The 20,742-nt window shown below is 68.4% G+C and carries 18 protein-coding genes; 9 read left to right on the top strand and 9 right to left on the bottom strand.

The window, feature by feature from the left end; translation table 11 throughout:
* Nucleotides 1-25: 25 nt before the first annotated feature.
* Nucleotides 26-1,744, bottom strand: coding sequence for an acetolactate synthase catalytic subunit (locus ACIHA7_RS37700; RefSeq protein ID WP_397296535.1), 1,719 nt, complete (start codon nt 1,742-1,744; stop codon nt 26-28).
* 130 nt (nt 1,745-1,874) lie between these two features.
* On the opposite strand from ACIHA7_RS37700, the gene ACIHA7_RS37695 reads away from it, so the two are divergent.
* Entirely contained in the window at nt 1,875-2,756 is an 882-nt protein-coding gene (locus tag ACIHA7_RS37695; protein ID WP_397296533.1) for a LysR family transcriptional regulator, read from the top strand.
* Here the strand turns inward: ACIHA7_RS37695 and ACIHA7_RS37690 are convergent.
* From ACIHA7_RS37690 to ACIHA7_RS37655, 8 genes are all read right to left on the bottom strand, one after another.
* Nucleotides 2,753-3,601: a hypothetical protein gene (locus ACIHA7_RS37690; RefSeq protein WP_397296531.1), complete on the bottom strand. Its 849-nt coding sequence runs from the start codon at nt 3,599-3,601 to the stop codon at nt 2,753-2,755. The genes ACIHA7_RS37695 and ACIHA7_RS37690 overlap by 4 nt on opposite strands.
* A gap of 46 nt (nt 3,602-3,647) precedes the next feature.
* Nucleotides 3,648-4,421, bottom strand: a complete 774-nt coding sequence (locus ACIHA7_RS37685; RefSeq protein ID WP_397296529.1) for a DUF4239 domain-containing protein — start codon at nt 4,419-4,421, stop codon at nt 3,648-3,650.
* A 12-nt stretch (nt 4,422-4,433) separates the two neighbouring features.
* On the bottom strand, nt 4,434-5,510 hold the full coding sequence (locus tag ACIHA7_RS37680; protein ID WP_397296528.1) for a polyprenyl synthetase family protein: 1,077 nt from the start codon (nt 5,508-5,510) through the stop codon (nt 4,434-4,436).
* Nucleotides 5,507-6,631 carry a flavodoxin-dependent (E)-4-hydroxy-3-methylbut-2-enyl-diphosphate synthase gene (gene ispG, locus ACIHA7_RS37675; RefSeq protein WP_397296527.1) on the bottom strand — a complete coding sequence of 375 codons (1,125 nt, stop codon included), beginning with the start codon at nt 6,629-6,631 and terminating at the stop codon, nt 5,507-5,509. The genes ACIHA7_RS37680 and ispG overlap by 4 nt, the downstream gene beginning before the upstream one ends.
* Nucleotides 6,632-6,676: 45 nt before the next feature.
* Nucleotides 6,677-7,630, bottom strand: coding sequence for a 4-hydroxy-3-methylbut-2-enyl diphosphate reductase (gene ispH / locus ACIHA7_RS37670; RefSeq protein WP_397296525.1), 954 nt, complete (start codon nt 7,628-7,630; stop codon nt 6,677-6,679).
* Nucleotides 7,627-9,939 carry a germacradienol/geosmin synthase gene (locus ACIHA7_RS37665; RefSeq protein WP_397296524.1) on the bottom strand — a complete coding sequence of 771 codons (2,313 nt, stop codon included), beginning with the start codon at nt 9,937-9,939 and terminating at the stop codon, nt 7,627-7,629. The genes ispH and ACIHA7_RS37665 overlap by 4 nt, the downstream gene beginning before the upstream one ends.
* 29 nt (nt 9,940-9,968) lie before the next feature.
* Nucleotides 9,969-10,997, bottom strand: coding sequence for a polyprenyl synthetase family protein (locus ACIHA7_RS37660; protein ID WP_397296523.1), 1,029 nt, complete (start codon nt 10,995-10,997; stop codon nt 9,969-9,971).
* 125 nt (nt 10,998-11,122) lie between these two features.
* Complete coding sequence (locus tag ACIHA7_RS37655) at nt 11,123-12,517, bottom strand: family 2B encapsulin nanocompartment shell protein (RefSeq protein ID WP_397296521.1); 1,395 nt, start codon at nt 12,515-12,517, stop codon at nt 11,123-11,125.
* A gap of 519 nt (nt 12,518-13,036) precedes the next feature.
* On the opposite strand from ACIHA7_RS37655, the gene ACIHA7_RS37650 reads away from it, so the two are divergent.
* From ACIHA7_RS37650 to ilvD, 8 genes are all read left to right on the top strand, one after another.
* Complete coding sequence (locus tag ACIHA7_RS37650) at nt 13,037-13,318, top strand: DUF2277 domain-containing protein (RefSeq protein WP_397296520.1); 282 nt, start codon at nt 13,037-13,039, stop codon at nt 13,316-13,318.
* A 94-nt stretch (nt 13,319-13,412) separates the two neighbouring features.
* On the top strand, nt 13,413-13,997 hold the full coding sequence (locus ACIHA7_RS37645; protein ID WP_397296518.1) for a biotin transporter BioY: 585 nt from the start codon (nt 13,413-13,415) through the stop codon (nt 13,995-13,997).
* Nucleotides 13,990-15,105 (top strand): class I adenylate-forming enzyme family protein, encoded by a 1,116-nt coding sequence (locus ACIHA7_RS37640; protein WP_397296516.1) that lies wholly within the window; start codon nt 13,990-13,992, stop codon nt 15,103-15,105. The genes ACIHA7_RS37645 and ACIHA7_RS37640 overlap by 8 nt, the downstream gene beginning before the upstream one ends.
* Nucleotides 15,102-16,229, top strand: a complete 1,128-nt coding sequence (locus ACIHA7_RS37635) for a thiolase family protein (protein WP_397296514.1) — start codon at nt 15,102-15,104, stop codon at nt 16,227-16,229. Before ACIHA7_RS37640 ends, ACIHA7_RS37635 begins: the two co-directional genes overlap by 4 nt.
* Before the next feature lie 43 nt (nt 16,230-16,272).
* The gene (locus tag ACIHA7_RS37630) at nt 16,273-16,953 is read left to right on the top strand and encodes an energy-coupling factor ABC transporter ATP-binding protein (RefSeq protein ID WP_397296512.1); all 681 of its coding nucleotides are present in this window, start codon (nt 16,273-16,275) and stop codon (nt 16,951-16,953) included.
* The gene (locus ACIHA7_RS37625; protein WP_397296510.1) at nt 16,950-17,552 is read left to right on the top strand and encodes an energy-coupling factor transporter transmembrane component T family protein; all 603 of its coding nucleotides are present in this window, start codon (nt 16,950-16,952) and stop codon (nt 17,550-17,552) included. Before ACIHA7_RS37630 ends, ACIHA7_RS37625 begins: the two co-directional genes overlap by 4 nt.
* Nucleotides 17,545-18,954 carry an AMP-binding protein gene (locus ACIHA7_RS37620; RefSeq protein WP_397296509.1) on the top strand — a complete coding sequence of 470 codons (1,410 nt, stop codon included), beginning with the start codon at nt 17,545-17,547 and terminating at the stop codon, nt 18,952-18,954. The genes ACIHA7_RS37625 and ACIHA7_RS37620 overlap by 8 nt, the downstream gene beginning before the upstream one ends.
* Before the next feature lie 71 nt (nt 18,955-19,025).
* Nucleotides 19,026-20,732: a dihydroxy-acid dehydratase gene (ilvD, locus tag ACIHA7_RS37615; RefSeq protein ID WP_397296507.1), complete on the top strand. Its 1,707-nt coding sequence runs from the start codon at nt 19,026-19,028 to the stop codon at nt 20,730-20,732.
* The last annotated feature ends 10 nt before the right edge of the window (nt 20,733-20,742 follow it).

Genomic DNA, 20,742 nt, shown 5'->3' with positions numbered 1-20,742 from the left:
TTTCTCGAAGGGTGTTATCTGTCGGTCAGTGGAGCTTCTGGTCGGCGAGGTGGTCGGTGAGTGCGCGGTTGGCGTCCCAGCCGGTGATGGGTGGGTAGGCGTCGGAGTCGGTGACGACGTCGAGGACGGTGGTCGCCGGATCGACGATCGCCTTCGACAGTGCTTCGCGCAGTTCCACATCGGTGCGGATGGTGTGTCCGTGCGCACCGCACGCGGTGGCGATCTGCGCGTGGTCGACGTGGCCGAGTTCGACCGCCGAGGTCGGCCTGCCGAACTGGACGATCTCGGCGTGCTTCTGGTAGCCGAGGATGGCGTTGTTCAGCACCACGACCACGACGTCGAGGTGCTCGCGGACGGCGGTCTCGAGCTCCGCCCAGCAGTGCGCGAAGCCGCCGTCGCCGACCAGGCAGATCACGGGCGCGGATGGTCGCGCCGCCTTCGCGCCGAGCGCCAGCGGAAGTCCCCAGCCGAGCCCGGCCATGCCGCGCGGCAGCAGGAACCGCTGTCGATGGGTGGTGGCGCGGATGTAGTTCGCGGCCCAGATCGAGGAGTAGCTGGCGTCCGCGACGACGATGGCGTCATCGGGCAGCAGGGTGCTGATCTCGTCGGCCACCCGCTCCGGGCGCAGCGGCTGCCGCGTCGACGTGCGCACCGCGGCCGTTGCCGTCTCGAATTCGGCGCGGGAGCGGGCGATCCGCGCGGTGATCGCGGCTCGGTCGGCGCTGCGTTTGCTCAGGTCGAGTTCGCGCAGTGCGGCCGCGAGATCGTCGACGCCGGTCCGGACGTCGCCGACCAGTCGCAGCGACGGGTAGTTGCGGCCGATCTCGGTCGGGTCGATATCGAGGTGGAGGAAGGTGGCCTCCGGCGGGAACAGGGTCCAGCCGTCGGTGCCGTTCTCGTTGGTGCGCGAACCGACGAGCAGGACGGTGTCCACCCCGGCGATCCACTCGCGCATGCCGTGCGAAACACCGTGCGGGCCCATGTAATTGCCGATGACGCCCACGCTCAGATCGGCGGTGTCCGGGACGACACCCTTGCCCATCGGCGTCGTGGCCACTGGAAGCGAGGCCAGATCGCTCAGCCGGGCCAGGGCGGCGCCCGCGTCGGCGGACACCGCGCCGCCACCGGCGACGACGAGCGGCCGTTCGGCAGCGGCCAGCAGTTGCGCGGCGGCCAGGACGGCGGCCTCGGGCGGTCGGATCCGGTCGAGCGGGAATGCCGGACGGTCGAGCCGCGCGGGCGGCGCCGGTGCGTCGAGCTCGAGCACGTCCTTCGGCAGCATGAGGACGGCCGGGCCCGGCCTGCCGCTGGTCGCCGCCCGGAAGGCCGCGTCGACATAGTCGTGGACGCGGGCCGGGTCATCGAGGCGATCGAACCATTTGGTGCACCCGGAGAACAGACTGTGGTGATCAATTTCCTGAAACGCGTTTTTGTTGCGAATCGGACTCGGCACATCCTGCACGAAGGCGACCACCGGAATCGATACCTTCGCGGCCTCGGTCAGCGGCGGCACGAGCAAGGTCGCCGCTGGACCGTTTTGCGCCACCACGACCGAACAATGCCCGGACACCCTGGCGAAGCCGTCGGCCATGGTGCCGCCCGCGTTTTCGGTGCGGTAAACGATCTGCCGGATACCGAGATCCTCGGCGGCCAATACCAGCAGCGACGGCAGGCTCTGGCCGAAGAATTCGGATATCTGCCTTGCGCGAAGATTCTCGGCTATGGCGGCGGCGACTGTCGGCATCGGAACACCTTCTCGCGGTAGCGGGGCTCGGACTGTTCGGTAGCTACAGTCTCGGGCCACACAGAACGCCAGGTCCAATACGTATTTGCTTCCCGTTGATAAGGAAGTCTTATCTGGCTAGGCTGACCGCGTGGACGACCTACGTCGCGTTCGTTACTTCCTAGCAGTAGCCGAGCACCGGCACTTCGGTCGCGCGGCGGAGTCGCTGCATATCACCCAGCCCGCGTTGTCTCAGCAGGTCAAGGCGTTGGAGAAGGAGCTCGGAGTCGAGTTGCTCGCCCGCACCGGCCGAGGTTTCGTGATGACCGCCGCCGGTTTGGCCTTGCAGGCGGGTGCCCAGCAACTCCTCTCGGCGGCCGCCGAGCTGGAGCGCACGGTGCGCGCGCGTGCCTCGGGCACGGCCGGTGAGTTGAAGATCGCCTTCACCCGATCGGGCTCCGACAGTGATATTTCCCAACGTATCAGGGACTTTCGCAAGGAGTTTCCCGATATCACCGTCTCGACGATTACCGGGTGGACCGCGTGGAATCTCGACCTGCTCGAATCCGGTGAGGTCGATGTCGCGTTCGTGCGCGGAAATATCACCCATCCGCGAGTGCAGACGCACCTCATCGGGCTCCAGGAGGCCGCGGTGGTGGTGTGCAAAGGGCACCCGCTGGCCGAAAAAGCGACCCTGGAAATAGCCGAGATCGTCGACGAGCCGATCGTGCTCTGGTCCCGGCAAACCGGACCGGACTTTTACGACGAATTGGTCACCCACATCTGGGGCGACGGCGCCCCCAATCTGGTTGCCGAGGAATCCGACGCCGAACAGGTCCTCGACCTGGTATCGACCGGTACCGGCATCAGCGTGCTCGACCGCAAACGCGCAACCCGAATCGCGCACGAAAATATCGTCGTCATCCCGTTCGGCACCAACCCGCCACAAATCGCCATCCGCATCGCCTGGATGCGCGGCTCGGACGCCCCAGCCCTCGCGCACTTCCTCGATTGGTGGCGTCGCTGTAGTTAGCCGCCGTGCCTGCGTCTGACGACCGCGACGCCGCGCACGGCGGTGAGGACCGTGACCACCATGATCGTCACCAGTTGCAGGGGGTTCCAGGCTACGGGGTCGAGGGCCGATTCGGCCTCTGCCGAATGCGTTGGGCGAGGCGGTGTTCGGGGGCTGGGGAGGTTCGGTGTCGCCGGTGTGAGCTCAGGGGTGAGTGGAGCCTCGGCCGGGGGAGCCGGCAGGTCCGGTAGCGCGGGCAGCGGCAGGGTGGGCAGCGGCAACGGTGGCGGTAGCAAGAGCGGATTGCCGGGATAGGGCGGCAGGATGTCGCGCGGCCACAGCAGGCAGGCCAGCCCGCTGCCCGTGGCGGCACTTCCGACGACGACACTGCCGAGCGCGGATCCGCTGGAGCCGAGCAGGCCGTGCGAGCTGCCGGTCACGATGCCGAGCAGGATCAAGGCGCCGCCGACGGCGACGCTGCCCGTGCAAGCTGTTCGGACACCGTCGGAGTCGAGATCCGGCAGTTCGACGGAGCCACCGGGCAGTGCCTGCACCGGGGTGGGCTCCGTCGGCGGTTCCGGTGCGGTGTCGTCGATTGTCTCGGTGTCGGTTCCGATACCGGCGCTCCCGGTATCGAGGTATTCGCGCACAACGGGTCCGCCCATCGGACCGAGATTCAACGGTGTCCCGGAGTAAGCGCTTCCGGTATCGATGGCTCCGGGAGCGGCACTGCCCGAGACGATCTCGCCGAGCGACGGCCATTCCGGCGGCGGCAGATCGGCGGTCGCGACCGCGGCAGGCCCGGCGACCAGTGCCGCGGCGAGTGGCAATGCCGTCACGACGGCGAATCCTCTGATCGGTGTCATGCGTGCACATCCCGTCCGTAATCGATTCGCAGCCAAGAGGATTCGGTTAGGTAATGTGCTGATAGCGGGACAACGCCAATTCGAACGCGTCCTTCGACACGATGTTCCCACCGGCGAACGGCCGATCGAGTCCGTAGATCGCGACGATCGCCGCGCCGACCACGACGCCGAGCAGCGCGGTCATCACCACGCTGAGTTTGGTCACCTCGACGCCGGAGAGCACCGCGCTGCACAGCAGCAGAATCGTGGTGAACCACAGTGCGGTGTACAGGAATCCGGGCATGCCGAGCTTCGCGTCCATCGCGCGATCGTGGCGGGCCTGCGCTGCCGCGTCGAGCGCGGCCACCGCCTTGGCCTGCACCTCGGTGACCGCGGCATCCTCCGACTGAATCGCCAGCACGGTGTCGCGCAGCTTGTCGAAAGTGTCCTGGGTGGACTGGCTCAGCCTGCCCTCGTTGTCCATCTCCGGCCACTCCACCGTGACGACCTGCTCGGTGTAGTCGTGCACCAGCCGCTGGACCTGCTGGTGCGCCGGTTCCGGCATCGAGTGCGCGGCCCAGTAGGCGTCGACCAGCGCCTTGGACTCGGCGACCGTGTGGTTGTGCGCGTTGTCGTACTGCTGCCAGCAGATCACCACGACGAAGGCGGCCACGGCCATGAACAGTGTGTTGATCAGGTCCAGCACCAGGTGGCCGGACGCCTCGTCCTCGGTCTCGCGCCACGAGGCGGGCCGCAGCCGATTCCCGACCACAAAGACGATGACGGCGAGGGCGGCGACCGCTAGGGGCACGACCAACTGCTGTACGAGCTCACTGTCCATAGCGCGACCTTTCTAGGTGTTCCTCGAGACGATGGCGTCGGCGACATCGCGTAGCGCTCGGGTGACCGCGGCGGGGAACGGCGCGTGGTCGAGGACCCGGTTGGCCTGTGCCCAGCGCGTGCGGATCATCGCCTCGACGTGGTGTCGCGCTGTGGCGGTGAGGATTTCGCGGCAGGTGTCGGCTTGCCGGTCGTCGAGCGCCGGATCGCCGAGCATGGCGAGCAGCTGCGCGGCCTGCGCGGGTTCGGCGTGTTCGAGGGCCAGCGCGACCAGCGCGGTGTGCTTGCCGTCGCGCAGATCCTCGAGGTCGGACTTGCCGGTGCGCGCCGGATCGCCGAAGACGCCGAGCAGATCATCCCGCAGCTGGAACGCCTCACCGAGCGGCCCGGCGTACGCGGTGAGCGCCGTCCGGACCCCGCCGCGGGCACCGGCGAGTACGGCCCCCAGCTGGAGTGGGCGCTCGCAGGTGTAGGACACCGTCTTGTAGCGGATGATCCGCAGCGCGCGGCCGAGGTCGCTGGACGGTCGCGCGGTGGTGAGCAGGTCGAGGTACTGGCCGTACATGACGTCCGCGCGCATGCCGTCGAGGACCGTGAGCGCGTCGTCCAGCTGCGCGGCGCTCAGCTGTGCGGTGTGCAGCAGCTCGGCCGACCAGACCATCGTCAGGTCGCCCAGGACGATGGCGGCATGCGCGCCGAACCGGTCCGGATCGCGGCGATCCCGATGCCGTTGTGCCAGTACGCGATGCACGGTGGGCCGGTCGCGGCGGGTGTCGCTGTTGTCGATGATGTCGTCGTGGATCAGCACGGCGGCGTGGAACAGTTCGAGCGAGGCCGCGGCACGAACGATCGGCTGCGGCACCGGCACTTCGCCTGCCGCGGCGTGCCAGCCGAGGACACACAGCAGCGGGCGAATCCGCTTGCCGCCGGCGAACAGGAAGTCGCGCACGATCTCGGTGAGCTCGCCGGGCAGCGCGGGTTCGGTGGCGGTTGCCTTGTCCCGCAGGAAGTATTCGAGCGCACCGTCCACCCGTGTCCGAATCGCCGCCGGATCCACCGGAGTCGCGGGCTCGACGTGCGTGGTGGTCATGAGTTCCCCTCCGCTGGTGCGTCGTCGCGGCCCTCGGTGAGTGCGATCGCCTCGGCCACCAGGGTTTCCACGATCAGGTGTTCGGGCACGGTGCGAATGACCTTGCCCCGGACGAAGATCTGTCCCTTGCCGTTACCCGAGGAGACGCCGAGGTCGGCTTCGCGGGCCTCGCCGGGCCCGTTGACCACGCAGCCCATGACCGCGACGCGCAGCGGATGGGGAAAGCCCTCGAACGCCGCCTCCACCTGCCCGGCCAGCCGATGGATATCCACCTGGACGCGGCCGCAACCGGGACAGGAGACGACCTCGAGCTTGCGTGGCCGCAGGCCGAGCGACTGCAGGATGTGGCAGCCCGCTTTGACCTGATCGACCGGCGGCGCCGAGATGGACACCCGGATGGTGTCGCCGATCCCCTCGCCGAGCAGGATCGCGAAGGCGACCGCCGACTTGACGGTGCCCTGGAACATCGGCCCCGCCTCGGTCACGCCGAGGTGCAGCGGGTAGTCACAGCGTTGGGCGAGTAGGCGATTGGCCGCGATCATGGTGCGCGGGTCGTGATGTTTGACCGCGATCTTGAGGTCGGTGAACCCATGCTCCTCGAACAGCGCGGCCTCCCGCAGCGCCGATTCGACGAGGGCCGCCGCGGTCGCGGAGCCGTGCTTGGCGAGCACCCGTGGGTCGAGCGAGCCCGCGTTGACGCCGACCCGGATCGGAATGCCCGCGGCCGCCGCCGCTTTCGCAATGTCGCCGACGCGATCGTCGAACTGTTTGATGTTGCCCGGATTCACCCGCACCGCGGCACAGCCCGCGTCGATCGCGGCGAAGACGTAGCGCGGCTGGAAGTGGATGTCGGCGATGACCGGCAGCGGCGAGCGAGCGACGAGGGCAGGTAGCGCGGCCGCGTCCTCCGGGGTCGGCACCGCGACCCGGACGATGTCGCACCCCGCGGCGGTCACCGCGGCGATCTGTTGCAGCGTGCCGTCGACGTCGGCGGTGCGGGTGGTGGTCATCGTCTGCACGGAGATCGGCGCGCCACCACCGACCGGGACGCCGCCGATGTTCAACCGACGGGTGCGATGGCGGGTGGGTACCGTCGGCAGGCCGAGATCATTGCTGGTCATCGCGCCCCTCCGCCGGATCGGTCCAGGCCTGGGCCGTTGCGGTACTCATGACAGGTGCCTGACGTCGGGCGGCGGGGCGAAGGTGACATCCTCGACGGCCGTGGTGAGTTCGCGAACCGTGACCGGGCCCCAGGTACGGAGCGCCTCGATGACCGTGTCGACAAGCGCGGCAGGTGCGGAGGCACCCGCGGACAGTCCGATGGTGTCCGCCGCCACGATCCAGTCGGCCGAGATCGCGGACGCGTCATCGATGAGATAGGCCGGAATGCCCTGACGCTGAGCAACTTCCACCAGGCGATGGGAGTTCGATGAGTTGTCCGAGCCGATGACGAGCACGACGTCGCTGTGCCGGGCGACCGCCTCGACGGCCTCCTGCCGGTTGGTGCTCGCGTAGCAGATATCGGCGCTGCCCGGCCCGTGCAGTGCGGGAAAGCGTTGGCGCAGCACCTGAATGGTCGCTTCGGCCTCCTCGACCGACAGGGTGGTCTGCGTCAGGTACGCGACCCGGCTCTCGTCGGGGACCTGGAGCGCGGCCGCCTCGGCCGGACCGTCGACCACCACGGTCACCTCGGGCGCCTCGCCCGCGGTGCCTTCGACCTCCTCGTGCCCGGCGTGGCCGACGAGCACGACGGTGTCGCCGCGCGCCGCGAAACGCCGGGCCTCGGCATGCACTTTGGTGACCAGCGGGCAGGTGGCGTCGACCACGGTGAGTCCGCGCTGTGCGGCCTGTTCGCGCACCGCGGGGGAGACGCCGTGCGCGGAGAAGACGACCGTCGCGCCCACCGGCACCTCGTCGAGCTCCTCGACGAACACCGCCCCACGCGCGGCCAGATCGGCGACCACGTGGGTGTTGTGCACAATCTGCTTGCGCACGTAGACCGGTCCCGATCGATCGGGCGCGGCCAGCAATCGCGCCACGGTGTCGATCGCCCGTTCCACGCCTGCGCAGAACGAGCGTGGCGCGGCGAGCAGCACCGTCCGCGCACGCAAGGCGGTCATGGCGACACCGTGCTGAGTGCGGGGCCGACCGGTGCGCGACCCAGTCCATCGAGGCGGGTGGCCCCGGTGCCGAGGCCGGTAGGCCGAAGGTAGTGCGGAACCGCCGTCGTCGGCTCGGGGGCCGGGTCCGCCGTTACGGGCGCCTCGGGGACGTCCACGCGACGATAGCGATCCTCGAGCTGCGCCTCCTTGTAGCGGCCACACGAGATGTGCCAGTGCACGATGCCGGCCATCCAGTCCTGCAGTTCGGCGGCGCGCCGGTCCAGCGAATCCCGCACGTCCTGACCCAGCTCGTATTCGTCGTAGAGAGCGGGCAATTCGCTGCCGACGATGCGTTCGAACTGTTGCATCCGCGCCGTGAGCAGGTCGTTGACGATGGCAACGCCCTCCTCTGGCCCGCAGTCGAAGAAGTTCTGCATGACGCGGACCGCGTTGTGGAAGTCCCCTTCGTACTGTGTCTCTTTGTGATACGAGAACAGGTCGTTCACCATCGTGGCGTAGTCGCTCGCAGTGTGTTCCAGGTCCAGGATCGTCTGGGTGCGATAGACCTCCGGCGGCACCAGGTGACCGTGCGAGAATCGCGACAACGCCATGGTGAGATCGGAACCGAAAGTGCGGCGGCGCATCTCGACATAGTCGACCGGGTCTGGAATGCGATTGGCGATGTCGTTGGCCACCTCCCATTCGCAGCTCGCCAGGAAAGCCGTGACGGCGCGGTGGAATTCGCGCCGCTGCTCGGCATCGAGAACGCTGGTCGTCCGGTGCCACAGATCGGCGAGGGCGCGTTCCATCGCGTTGGCGGCGGGTGGCGTGGCCGCGGAATCGAGCGGCATGAACGCCGCGAATCGTTTGCCCTGTAGCTTGGCCGCCACCATGTCCTTGCGTGCCGCGAACACCTGCGGGTAGTAGTCGTCGATGTAGGTGCCCCAAGCCAGCCAGTTGGCCGATAGATCCAGCTCCGCGAGCGTGGCGTCGGGATCCAAACCCGCTGAGCACAGCGCGAAATCGAACTCCGCGAGATCGACCGGCCGCCACAGCGCGCGCCCGCCCAGCGCGGCCACCGGCTCGTGGAAGCCGACCTGCGCGCCCCACTCCAGCAGGTTCTTGCGCGCCACGTCGACGAGTGGATTCACGTTGAGCTGGTAAGGCAAGTAGAGCTCGGGCAACGCGGTCGGACCGACCTGTTCGAAGCGTGGGCGCGTGAAACTCTTGATCCGGTTCGCACCGAGCGCCGTCGGGGTGAACAGGTGCACCGCGGTGCTGCCGAGCCCGATGGGTTTGAACAGGCGCGCCAAGGGATCGCCCGCCACCGTGCCGCCCTTGTTCATGTACCTGCTCGAGCGCATGTGCCATTCGTGGCCGCCGGATTGCCAGTCCTGCAAGCCTTTCGCGTAGGCGACCACCGCGGCCTGGTCCTGCGGCTCGACCGCGTACTCGGCGAACAGCACGGGAAGCTCGGTGAGCGCGGTGTGCTCGAACTGTTGCAGGCGTGAGGTCAGCAGGTCGTTGACGACGTCGGCGGCGCGCTGGGTCTCGTAACCGAAAAACCGTTCGACCACCAGGATTCCGTTGGCGTTCTCGCCCTCCTGCCGTACCTCGCGCTCATAGGAGAAGATGTCGTTGCGCAGGTGCACGCCGTCGGCGAAGGTGTCGCGCAACACTTCCAGCGGTCGGGTCGCGGCCAGTTCGGGCGGGACCGCCGCGCCGACCGCGTGTTCGACCAGGTTGGCCGACCACGGTGCGCCACCCACCTTGCGGCGCATCTCGATATACTCGATCGGATTCGCGATCCGGCCCTCGGTGATATTGGCCAGCTCCCACCGCGACTCCTCCAGCAGCGCAGTGGTTGTCGCGACGAATCGCTGCCGCCAGTCCAGCTCCATCGCGGGCACGGTGCGCACCCACAGATCGGCGAGGCCGCGCTCCACCGGATTCGTCGGCTCCGGCATCGGCGCGCCGGCCAACGGCATGAACTCGCGCAGCCGTTCCAGATACTTCCGTGCGCCGTCGGTGTCTCTGGTCCGCTTGAACAGCTCCAGGAAGTGATCGTCGAAGTAGAACACCCACACGTACCAGTCGGTGATGAGGGAGAGCTCCTGGCTATCGCAGTCCGGGTGGGTGTAGGCGCACAGCAGGCCGTAGTCGTGCCGTTCCAGGTCGGCTTCGTCCCAAATATGATGTCCCTCTTGGGGTTCGAAGAATCCCATGGTCTCGGCCCAGACCCGGGTGTGCTCGCGGGCGATGTCGACGTGCGGATTGAGCCGGGCCGGGTACGGCATGTAGAAGTCGGGAAGTTCGAAGGGCTGCATGTCATCTCCTTACGATCGACGCGCGCGGCTCAGTGGTTGCGGCGCGACACCATGCCTGCCAGCACCATCAGGTCCGCGGCGGCGGCGGGATCGGCGATCGCCGCGATCGCCGCGCGCACCCGGCGCTCGGCGAGTTGCTGGGCGCGCTGCCGCCCACCTGCCGACTCGACCAGTGCCGCGGCCCGAGCGGTGTCCATCGAATCGGCGCCCGAGTCGCGGTCGAACATCGTCGCCAGCTCGGCGGCCGCCTCGGTGCCGGAGCCGAGCGCCGAGACCACCGGCAGCGACATGGTGTGGCGGGCAAGGTCGCTCGCCGGTTTGCCGGTGACCGACGGGTCACCCCAGATCCCGATCAGGTCGTCGACGAACTGGAAGGCCATCCCGAGTTCGCGCCCGAACGTGTCCATCGCCGCGATGGTGGTCGGCTCCGCCTGCGCGCACAGGGCCCCAAGCGCGCACGCACAGCCCATCAGCGCACCGGTCTTACCCATGGCCATGCGCGCGTACTCCTCGACATCGACGTGCCCGCCCGAGCGGAACCGGCAGTCCGCGTGCTGGCCGTGGCACATCTCGATGACCGTCGTTTCCAGCCGTGCGACCGCCGCCGTGGCCGTCGGTGCGGGCAGACCGTCCAGCAGTACGCGCACCGCGAGGGCGTGCAGCGCGTCGCCGAGCAGCATCGCGTCGGGGATGCCCCACACCGTCCACACGGCGGGCCTGCCGCGCCGGACCTGATCGACGTCCATGATGTCGTCATGCAGCAGCGTGAAATTGTGGACCAGTTCCACCGCGGCCGCCGCGGCGAGCGCGGTGCGTCGGCCTGCCCCGCACGCGATGGCCGAGCAGACGGTCAACGCGGGCCGCAGGGCCTTGCCGACCGGTTGCGGGGTCGCGGTGCCGTCGGCGTCCCACCAGCCGAGGTGGTAGCCGCCCATTCGGCGCAGGGGTTCGGGCAGGGACGAAATCGCCTCGCGCAGTTGCGGTTCGCATAGCTCGCGAACGTTGGACAGAATCTCTGTGGCCCGGCGGCTCGTCGCCGCCGAGGTGCTCTCGATCATCAGCACTTACGCCTTCCCTAGCGGTGTCGTGGACGCCGAATCCGGGTCCGACGACCGGGAACGCCGCGGCTGCTCAGCATTCGGCCGCCGCGGCGTCGAAGACATCGAGGTCGCTGATCGTCGGGTCAGTCCGCTTGCCGCGCGACCAGAACGTTGTCGAGAATGCCGAGCGCGTCGGGCACCAGAATCGCCGCCGAGTAGTAGCAACTGACCAGATAGGAAATGATCGACTGATCGTCGATGCCTTTGAAACGGACGTTGAGGCTCGGCTCGAATTCGTCGGGAAGCCCGGTTTGGTGCAGGCCGATGACGCCCTGATCCTTCTCGCCGGTGCGCATGGCCAGAATCGAGGTGGTCTGGTTGGTGCTGACCGGGATCTTGCTACACGGGAAGATCGGCACCCCGCGCCAGGCAGGCACTCGGTTGCCGTCGATATCAATGGTATCCGGGTACAGGCCGCGCCTGCTGCATTCGCGACCGAACGCGGCGATCGCTTTCGGGTGCGCGAGAAAGAGTTTGGTGCTGCGCCGCATGCTGAGCAGCTCGTCCATGTCGTCGGGGGTCGGCGGGCCCGACTCGGAGTAGATGCGCTGCTTCAGATCGCAATTGCGCAGCAGCCCGAAGTCGGGGCTGTTGACGAGGTCGTCCTCGCGGCGTTCGTAGAGCGCCTCGATGGTCAGCCGCAACTGCTGCTGGGTCTGGTTCATCGGGTCGTTGAACAGGTCCGCGACGCGGGTGTGCACCCGCAGCACGCTCTGCGCGAGGCTGAGTTCGTACTCCCGTGGGCTGGCGTCGTAGTCGACGAAGGTGCCGTCCAGTTCGGGTTCACCCGCGTGACCCGAGGTGATCTGGATGTTCGCCTCGCCGTGTTTGTTCTGTGGTCGAGCGGCGGCGGCCGCCACCTGCGACAGTTGCTGCCGGAATGCGGGTATGTGGTCCTGTACTTCATCCAGGGCCTGCCGCGGCAGCACCAGCACGGTGGACTTGGTGACGGCCTTGACGGTGACCGGCCAAATGGCGGAGGCGTCGGTGAAACTTTCGTCGCCGACATAGTTGCCGCCGGCCAGGGTGCCGAGCATCGTCGGTTCGCCGTATTCGCCGGAGCCCATTTTGGCCAGTTTGCCGTGCACGATGAGTATGACCTGATTCATCGGATAGCCGAATTCGGCGACCACGGCGCCCGGTTCGTATTCGCGCTGCTCGAATCGACGCGCGAGCGCACGCAGCGCTTCCTCGTCGTCGATGGTGCGCAGCGCCGCCATTTCCCGCAGCTCCATCGGGATCACCCTGGCCTGCGAGCCCTCGACGTCGAACTCGACCTTGCCGTTGCCGAAGGTGTGTGTCAGTCGGCGGTTCACCCGGTAGATACCACCGTTGACCTGCGTCCACGGCAGCATTCTGGTCAGCCAGCGTGAGGTGATCCCCTGCATCTGGGGTTCGGATTTGGTGGTGGTCGCCAACTGGTGCGCGGCGGTGGTGCTGAGGCTCTTGCGTCCATTGGTCTCAGCGGAAGCAGACACTGGCGTTTCGATTGTCATATTTGATCCTCACCTCGAAATGGTCACCATGGACGGTCGGCGCTGAATGTCCGAATAGGTGATCGTTCAGATTCGACGGTTGTGCACAGCAGGTCGGCAGGCGGCGATAGGCCGGGTGCGGACGGGTCGCTCAAAGCGAATGTTGCTATATGACAGTGCATTTCAGACGCTATCGATCTTAAGGCGCGGAACCTGTTGGACGCAGCGAAAATTCGAATATTAGTCGTTATTATTCGGATGGTTACGACACGTATTCGATTGGGGCAACGGTTGATAACGCTTCGTTGGGGTCCGCGAAAGTCGAGACAAAATTGCGGTCGATAGCTATCTTCTGGCTGTCGAGCCGCACGACGACCGGCAGGGTGCCCGCTACCGACGGGCAAGAGCAGCGCGCTGTTGCGCAATCACGGCGCCGTGTGGTGCGCGGGTCGGCGGTCGCCGGCCGAGTCGCGAGTGCTCGAGTATCAGGTGCGCGGGGCGCGGGCGGATTAGCCTCGAGGTATGTGTCGAAACATCACTGCCCTGCGGGGACTAGAGCCCGCGGCGACGCCGGAGGAGATCCAGGCCGCCGCGCTGCAGTACGTACGCAAGATCGGCGGCCTGTCCAGTATCTCGGCCACGACCCAGCCCGCCGTCGACGCCGCCGTCGCCGACATCGCGGCGGTGACGGCCCGGCTGCTCGCGCAACTGCCGGATCGTAAGGTGCCGCCGAAGTCGGTGCCGCCGCTGCGCCGCCCCGAGGTGCAGGCGCGGATCCAGGCCAGGGCGCACTCGCACGACTGACCGCGCGCTCGCCGACGCCCTGCGCGCGTGAGTTCGGTAACGGCGCGCCTGCTATCTTGAACGTCGTTCAAGCTGGTAGTGGGAGGAAGTCGTCGTGGACGGAGTCGAGAACTCTCGGGGGTCGAGGGTCGCCTTTTCGGCGCGCGATATCGCACAGATCGCCGTATTCGCGGCGCTGATCGCGGCGATGGGCCTGCCCGGCGCCATCACGGTCGGCTTCAGCGGTGTGCCGATCACGGTGCAGACGCTGGGTGTGATCCTGGCGGGCGCGGTGCTCGGTGCGCGCAAGGGAACGGCCGCTGTGCTGGTCTTTCTCGCCTTGACGATGATCGGCCTGCCGCTGCTGTCGGGTGGCCGCACCGGACTGACCGCGATGGCCGGCCCGAGCGCCGGATACCTCGTCGGCTGGGCGCCCGCAGCTCTGATCATCGGCCTGCTGACCGCTCGGATTCTGCCGAAGTACCCGCTGGTCCTCGGCCTGCTGATCAACGCGTTCGGCGGGATCCTCGTCATCTACCTCTTCGGCACCATCGGGCTGTTGCTGCGCACCGATCTGGACTTCTCGCACGCGATCAGCACCAACTTCGCGTTCATCCCCGGCGACCTGGCCAAGGTTGTCGTCGCGACGATCGTCGCCAAGGGTGTGCATCGCGCGTACCCCGGCCTGATCCGTGCGTAGTCCGGAACTGGGCGGCGCCGAGCATCGGCCTGCCCTCGACATCGACGGCCGCACTTACACTTACGGCCAACTCGACGCGGCGATCGAGCAGTGGATCGAACGCGACAGCGCGCCCGTCTACGACGCGTCGGCGCTGCCGGTGCCTGATGCGTTGATCTGCGTCTGCGCGGCGGCTCGGCGCGGTGTCCCGGTACTCGTGGAGAATCCCGAGGCGCGCCCCGAGCGCCCGGACATACCGCCCTCGGCGTTCCTTCTCGTGACTACGTCGGGCTCCACCGGCCGCCCGCGCCCGCTGGCCAGGACCGCGGCGTCCTGGTTCGACAGTTTCCCGGCCTTCACCGCGATCACCGGCGTCGAGGCCACCGACCGCGTGCTCCTGACGGGTCCACTGCACGCGACGATGCACCTGTTCGGCGCGCTGCACGCGCTGTGGCGCGGCGCGTGCGTCACCGACGATCCGTCGCGGGCCACGGTCGTGCACGCGGTGCCCGCGGTGCTGCGGGACGTGGTGGGTAAGGCACCGAGGTTGCGCACGGCGATCGTGGCGGGGATAGCCCTGGACGACGGCGCGCGAGCGGCGGCCGACGGCGTGGAGATCGTCGAGTACTACGGGTCCGCAGAGGTCTCGCTCGTCGCGGCACGGCGGGTGCCCGAGCCGCTGCGGCTGCTCGACGGCGTCGATGCCGATATCCGAGACGGACTGCTTTATGTCCGCACCCCGTACCGTGTGCTCGGCGCCGCCGAATGGTGCGGCGTGGGCGACCTCGCCGAGCTCGGGCCGAATCGCGAGCTCACGGTCCGGGGGCGCGGGGAGTCCGCGATCAATGTCGGCGGCACGACGGTCGTTGCCGAGGATGTCGAACGCGTCCTCGGGACGCTCGACGGGGTGGCCGCGGTCGCGGTGATCGGCTCGCCGCACGCGGTGTTCGGCGAGATAGTCACGGCGGCAGTACAACTCGACGGTGTCGGGATCGATGCGGTGCGCTCGCAGGCGCGCGGGCTGCTCATGAAGGAAGCCATGCCACGACGTTGGATACCGCTGCCGACGCTGCCGAGGACGGCCAGCGGGAAAGTGGCCAGAGGTCAGCTGAAAGACTTGCTGGCATGAATTCGGTCCCCGTTCTGGTAGCGCCGCGTCGGACGCCGATCGGCAATGCCGGGCACGGGTTCGCCGAACTGACCACCACCGACCTGGCGGCGCCGGTTCTGCGCGAGGTGCTTTCGACGCTGCGCTGCGCGGGCATGGACGCCGAGGTGGACGATGTCGTGCTCGGCAACTGCCTCGGACCCGGTGGTAATCCGGCGCGAATCGCGGCGTTGCGGGCGGGGCTCGGTGTCGAAGTGCCGGGTGTCACGGTGGATCGGCAATGCGGGTCCGGTCTCGACGCCGTGATGCAGGCGGCGTTGCGGGTGCGCAGCGGAGCCGACGAGCTGATCCTGGCGGGCGGCGTCGAGTCGGCGAGCACCGCGCCGTGGCGGTTCTGGCCGCCGGTCGCCGACGCCGAGCCGGTGCGCTACACCCGGGCCCCCTTTGCACCACAAGGCTTTCCGGACCCCGACATGGGGGTGGCCGCCGACGACCTCGCGCGCGTGCGCGGCATCAGCCGAGAGCGGCAGGACGCCTATGCGGCGCGTTCGCACGCCCTCGCGGCGGCGACCGATTTCTCGGCGGAGATCGTGCCGATCGGTGCGGTACGGCGCGACGAACGGATTCGTGCCGGGCTCACCGAGGCTCGGCTCGCGCGACTACGGCCCAGTTTCGGCGTCGACGGGACGGCGACGGCGGGCAACTCCTGCGGCATCTCCGATGGCGCGGCGGTGTTGGCGGTGACCAGCGAGGCGCTGGCCGCCGGCCTGCCCGCGCTGCGGATAGTGGGGTCGGCGGTGGCCGGATCCGATCCCGCGTACCCCGGTCTCGGGCCGGTGCCCGCGATCCGGAAGCTGTTGCGGCGCACCGGGGTCGACGCGGCGGAGCTGGGGATCGTCGAGATCACCGAGGCGTTCGCCACCGTGGTGCTCGCGGTGTCGGACGAACTGGGATTGGACGAATCGAAGATCTGTCCGCAGGGCGGTGCCATCGCGATGGGGCATCCGTGGGGCGCGTCGGGGGCCATCTTGCTGGTGCGGTTGGCCAGCCAGATGTTGTGCGAGGGCGGGCCAGGGCTGGGGCTTGCGGCGTGTGCCGTCGGTGGCGGGCAGGGGATCGCCATGCTGGTGGAGCGGGTGTCGTGAAGGTGGAGTCGGCGAGAGCAGCACGGGTTATCGAGGCGCAGTCATGAGTGAGATCGTCTTCTCGTCGGTGAGTCATCACTTCGGTGAGCGAAAAGTGTTGCGCGGCATCGATCTTCGGATTACGGAGCGTCGCGTCGGCATCATCGGCGCCAACGGCTCGGGCAAATCGACCCTGGCGCGCATGATCAACGGGTTGCTCACCCCGGCGTCGGGAACCGTCACCGTGGACGGTGTCGACGTGGCACGCAAAGGCGCGCATGTGCGGCGCAAGGTCGGGTTCGTGTTCACCGACCCGGACACTCAGATCGTGATGCCGACTGTCGCGGAAGACCTCGCTTTCTCTTTGCGCCGAACGGGTTTGCGCAAACAGGAGATCGCCGCGCGCGTCGAGGAGATGCTGGTCCGGTTCGGCCTGCACGAACACGGCGACCATCCCTCGCACCTGCTGTCCGGCGGGCAGAAGCAGTTGCTCGCCATCGGCGCGGTCCTCATCCGCAGGCCCGAGGTGATCATCGCGGACGAGCCGACCACCCTGCTCGACCTACGCAACGCCCGGGTGGTCGCCGACGCGCTGGACGCGATGGACCAGCAGGTGATCGTGGTGACGCACCAGCTGGCACTGCTGGAAAGTTTCGAGCGGGTCATCGTGATCGACGACGGTCTGGTGGCGTTCGACGGAACGCCGGCCGCCGCCGTCCCCGCCTACCGGGAACTGGTCGAATGATCGGGCTGTACCGGCCAGGTGACTCGCTGCTGCACCGGTTGCCCGCCGGGGTGAAGCTGTTGTTGTTGATCGTGTCGATCGTGACGGCAACGGTGTTCGTGCGCAGCCCGATTCAGGTCGGCGTGGTCGGGGTGGTGGTCGCCGGGTTGTTCGCGCTGGCGCGCATTCCGTTCGGAGTGGCGGTGGCGCAACTACGACCGATGGTGTGGATGTTGCTGATCATCGCGGTGTTCCAGGTGCTGATCACCTCGCCCGCGCGGGCCGTCGTCGTGTGCGGCGTGCTGTTGATCTCGGTGGCGCTGGCGGCGCTGGTCACGCTGACCACCCGGGTGACCGACCTGCTCGACACCGTGACGCGGGCGCTCGGGCCGCTGCGCCGGGTCGGGGTCGACCCGGAACGGGTCGGTCTGCTACTGGCCCTTGCTATTCGGTGTGTGCCCTTGCTGGCCGGCATCGTGCACGAGGTGGGCGAGGCGCGGCGGGCCCGCGGCCTGCAATGGTCGATGACGGCATTGGTGACGCCGGTGCTGGTGCGGGCGTTGCGCACCGCGGACGCGATGGGTGACGCGCTGGCCGCGCGAGGAGTGGACGATGAGTGAGCTGCTGGCCGAGCGCATCGCCCGGTGCGCCGCGGAGTATCCGGCCACGGCGGCCGTGATATCCGCTCCTGAGAGCGTCGACTATCAGGAGTTCTGGTTCCGGGTAAGCCGGACCGCTGCCGGGCTCGGCGGCATGAATCGTGTTGCGGTGCTGCCGACTTCGGATGTCGAATCGCTGGTCGCTGTCACGGCCGCCGCGTACGCCGGGGTCAGTATCGTGCTGCTGCACCGGCATCTGCTGGCGGACCAGCTGACGGCGGTACTCGAGCTCGCGAAACCCGGTGCCGTCGTCGCGTCGGCGCCGCAGCACCGCAGGCTGCGGAAAATGGGGTTCGACGGGGAGATCCAGACCGCCGCCACGCTGGCATCGGCGGGAGTGCCCGGCCGGGCTCGACCCGACACCGAGCTGCTGGTCGGCATCACCTCCGGCACCACCGGCGCACCAAAACTGTTCGTGCGCGACCAGCGGTCATGGGCGAGCACCCTCGATCGCTCCGACGCGACCTTCGACATCGGCAACGGGGATCTGGTGGCAGCGCCGGGCGTGCTCGATCACACCCACTTCCTGTACGGCGCCCTGCACGCGCTCACCCGAGGGGCGACGGTGGATCTGCGACCGGTCATGCAGTCGCTGAACGACGGTGCGACACATCTCTATTCGGTGCCGACCATCGCCTGGGACGTGGTGCGGTCGGGGACCGGCCCGATCAGCAGTGTCCGCGAGGTGCTGTCCTCGGCTGCTCGCTGGCCGCGCACGGGAAGGCAAGCGCTGCAAGCGGTCCTGCCCAACGCGTCGCTGGTGCATTTCTACGGCGCCTCCGAGCTGAGTTTCGTGTCGTTCGACCGGGGACTCGGTGACGCCGACGAGAAGTCGGCGGGCGAACTGTTCGACGGCGTCGAAGCCGAGATCCGGGACGGCCTGGTATTCGTGCACAGCGACATGCTGTTCGACGGTTACCTGACCGAACTCGGCGTGACCGGCGGACCCGTCGACGGCTGGATGACGGTGGGTGACCGAGGCACGGTCACCGGCAATCGGCTGTGCCTGTTCGGCCGGGAGAGCGAAATGCTGATCCGGGCGGGACTGAACGTCGAACCCGCCGCCATCGAAGCCGCGCTCACCGCGCTACCCGGCATCGCCGAAGCCGCCTGCCTCGGCATTCCCGACGCCCGCATGGGCGAGGCCCCGGCCGCCGCGATCGTGGTCGACGCCGACGCCCCGACCACCGAGGAAATCTGGCGGCACCTGCGCGCGACCCTGCCGAGCCCCAGCATCCCGGTCCAGTTGCTGACGCTGCCCAGTTTGCCGCGCACACCGCGCGGCAAGCTCGACCGTCGCGCCCTCGCCGAAGCCCTCGCCGCCGATCGGCGCGCGCACGCGGAGGGCGACTCCGCCCAGTAGCGTGCCTGCCCTGCGTGGTTTCGGGCGTGGGGTGGTCGGCTCGCACGGCAGGGAGAGGATGATGGGGGATCGTGTCCACTGATCCGAACGTCACCGATATCAAGCCACGTAGCCGCGACGTCACCGACGGCCTCGAGAAAACCGCTGCTCGCGGCATGTTGCGCGCGGTCGGGATGGGCGACGACGACTGGGAGAAGCCGCAGATCGGGGTGGCTTCCTCGTGGAACGAGATCACCCCGTGCAACCTCTCGCTGGATCGGCTCGCCCAAGCCTCCAAGGACGGGGTATTCGCCGGTGGCGGCTATCCGATGCAGTTCGGCACCATCTCGGTCTCCGACGGCATCTCGATGGGTCACGAGGGGATGCACTTCTCGCTGGTCTCGCGCGAGGTGATCGCGGACAGCGTCGAGACGGTGATGCAGGCCGAGCGGCTCGACGGCTCCGTGCTGCTCGCCGGCTGCGACAAATCGCTGCCCGGCATGCTGATGGCGGCCGCCCGGCTGGACCTGGCGAGTGTGTTCCTCTACGCCGGTTCGATCTTGCCCGGCATCGCGAAGATGTCCGACGGCACCGAGCGCGAGGTGACGATCATCGACGCGTTCGAGGCGGTCGGCGCCTGCTCGCGCGGCCTGATGAGCCGCGAGGACGTGGACGCCATCGAACGGGCCATCTGTCCCGGCGAGGGCGCCTGTGGCGGCATGTACACCGCCAACACCATGGCCAGTGCGGCCGAGGCGCTCGGCATGTCGTTGCCGGGCAGCGCGGCACCGCCCGCGACCGACCGCCGCCGCGACGGCTACGCCAGACGCAGCGGCGAAGCGGTGGTCGAGCTGCTGCGGCGCGGCATCACGACCTCCGACATCCTGACCATGGAGGCGTTCGAGAACGCCATCGCCGTGGTGATGGCCTTCGGCGGTTCCACCAATGCCGTGCTGCACCTGCTCGCGATCGCGCACGAGGCGAACGTCGAGCTGAAGCTGGCCGATTTCGCGCGCATCGGCCGTCGCGTGCCGCACCTCGCCGACGTGAAACCCTTCGGCAGACATGTGATGACCGACGTGGACCGGGTCGGCGGCGTACCGGTGATGATGAAGGCACTGCTCGATGCCGGTCTGCTGCACGGGGATTGCCTCACCGTGACCGGCCGGACGGTCGCGGAGAACCTGGCCGAGATCGCGCCGCCGGACCCCGACGGCAAGGTGGTGCGCGCGATGACCTCGCCGATCCACCCGACCGGCGGCATCACCATCCTCGAGGGCTCGCTCGCACCCGGCGGCGCCGTGGTCAAGTCGGCGGGCTTCGACTCCGATGTATTCACCGGCACCGCAAGGGTTTTCGACCGTGAGCGGGCGGCGATGGACGCGCTCGAGGACGGCACCATCGCGGCGGGCGATGTGGTGGTCATCCGATACGAGGGGCCCAAGGGCGGTCCCGGCATGCGCGAGATGCTCGCGATCACCGCGGCGATCAAGGGCGCCGGGCTCGGCAAGGACGTGCTGCTGCTCACCGACGGGCGGTTCTCCGGCGGCACCACCGGACTGTGCGTCGGACACGTGGCACCGGAGGCGGTGGACGGCGGACCGATCGCGTTCGTGCGCGACGGTGACCAGATCCGTCTCGACGTCGGCGCGGGCACCCTCGACCTGCTCGTCGAGGCCGACGAGCTCGCCCGCCGCGGTGCGGGCTGGGGCCCGCTGCCGCCCCGTTACACCCGCGGCGTGCTCGCCAAGTATGCGAAGCTGGTCGGCTCGGCGTCCTACGGCGCCGTCTGCGGCTGAGCCCCCTCGA

The sequence above is a fragment of the Nocardia sp. NPDC052316 genome, assembly GCF_044547795.1.
GTDB lineage: Bacteria > Actinomycetota > Actinomycetes > Mycobacteriales > Mycobacteriaceae > Nocardia.
The sequence above is the reverse complement of the archived record's forward strand: the minus strand, read 5'-3'. Positions and strand labels throughout refer to the sequence as shown.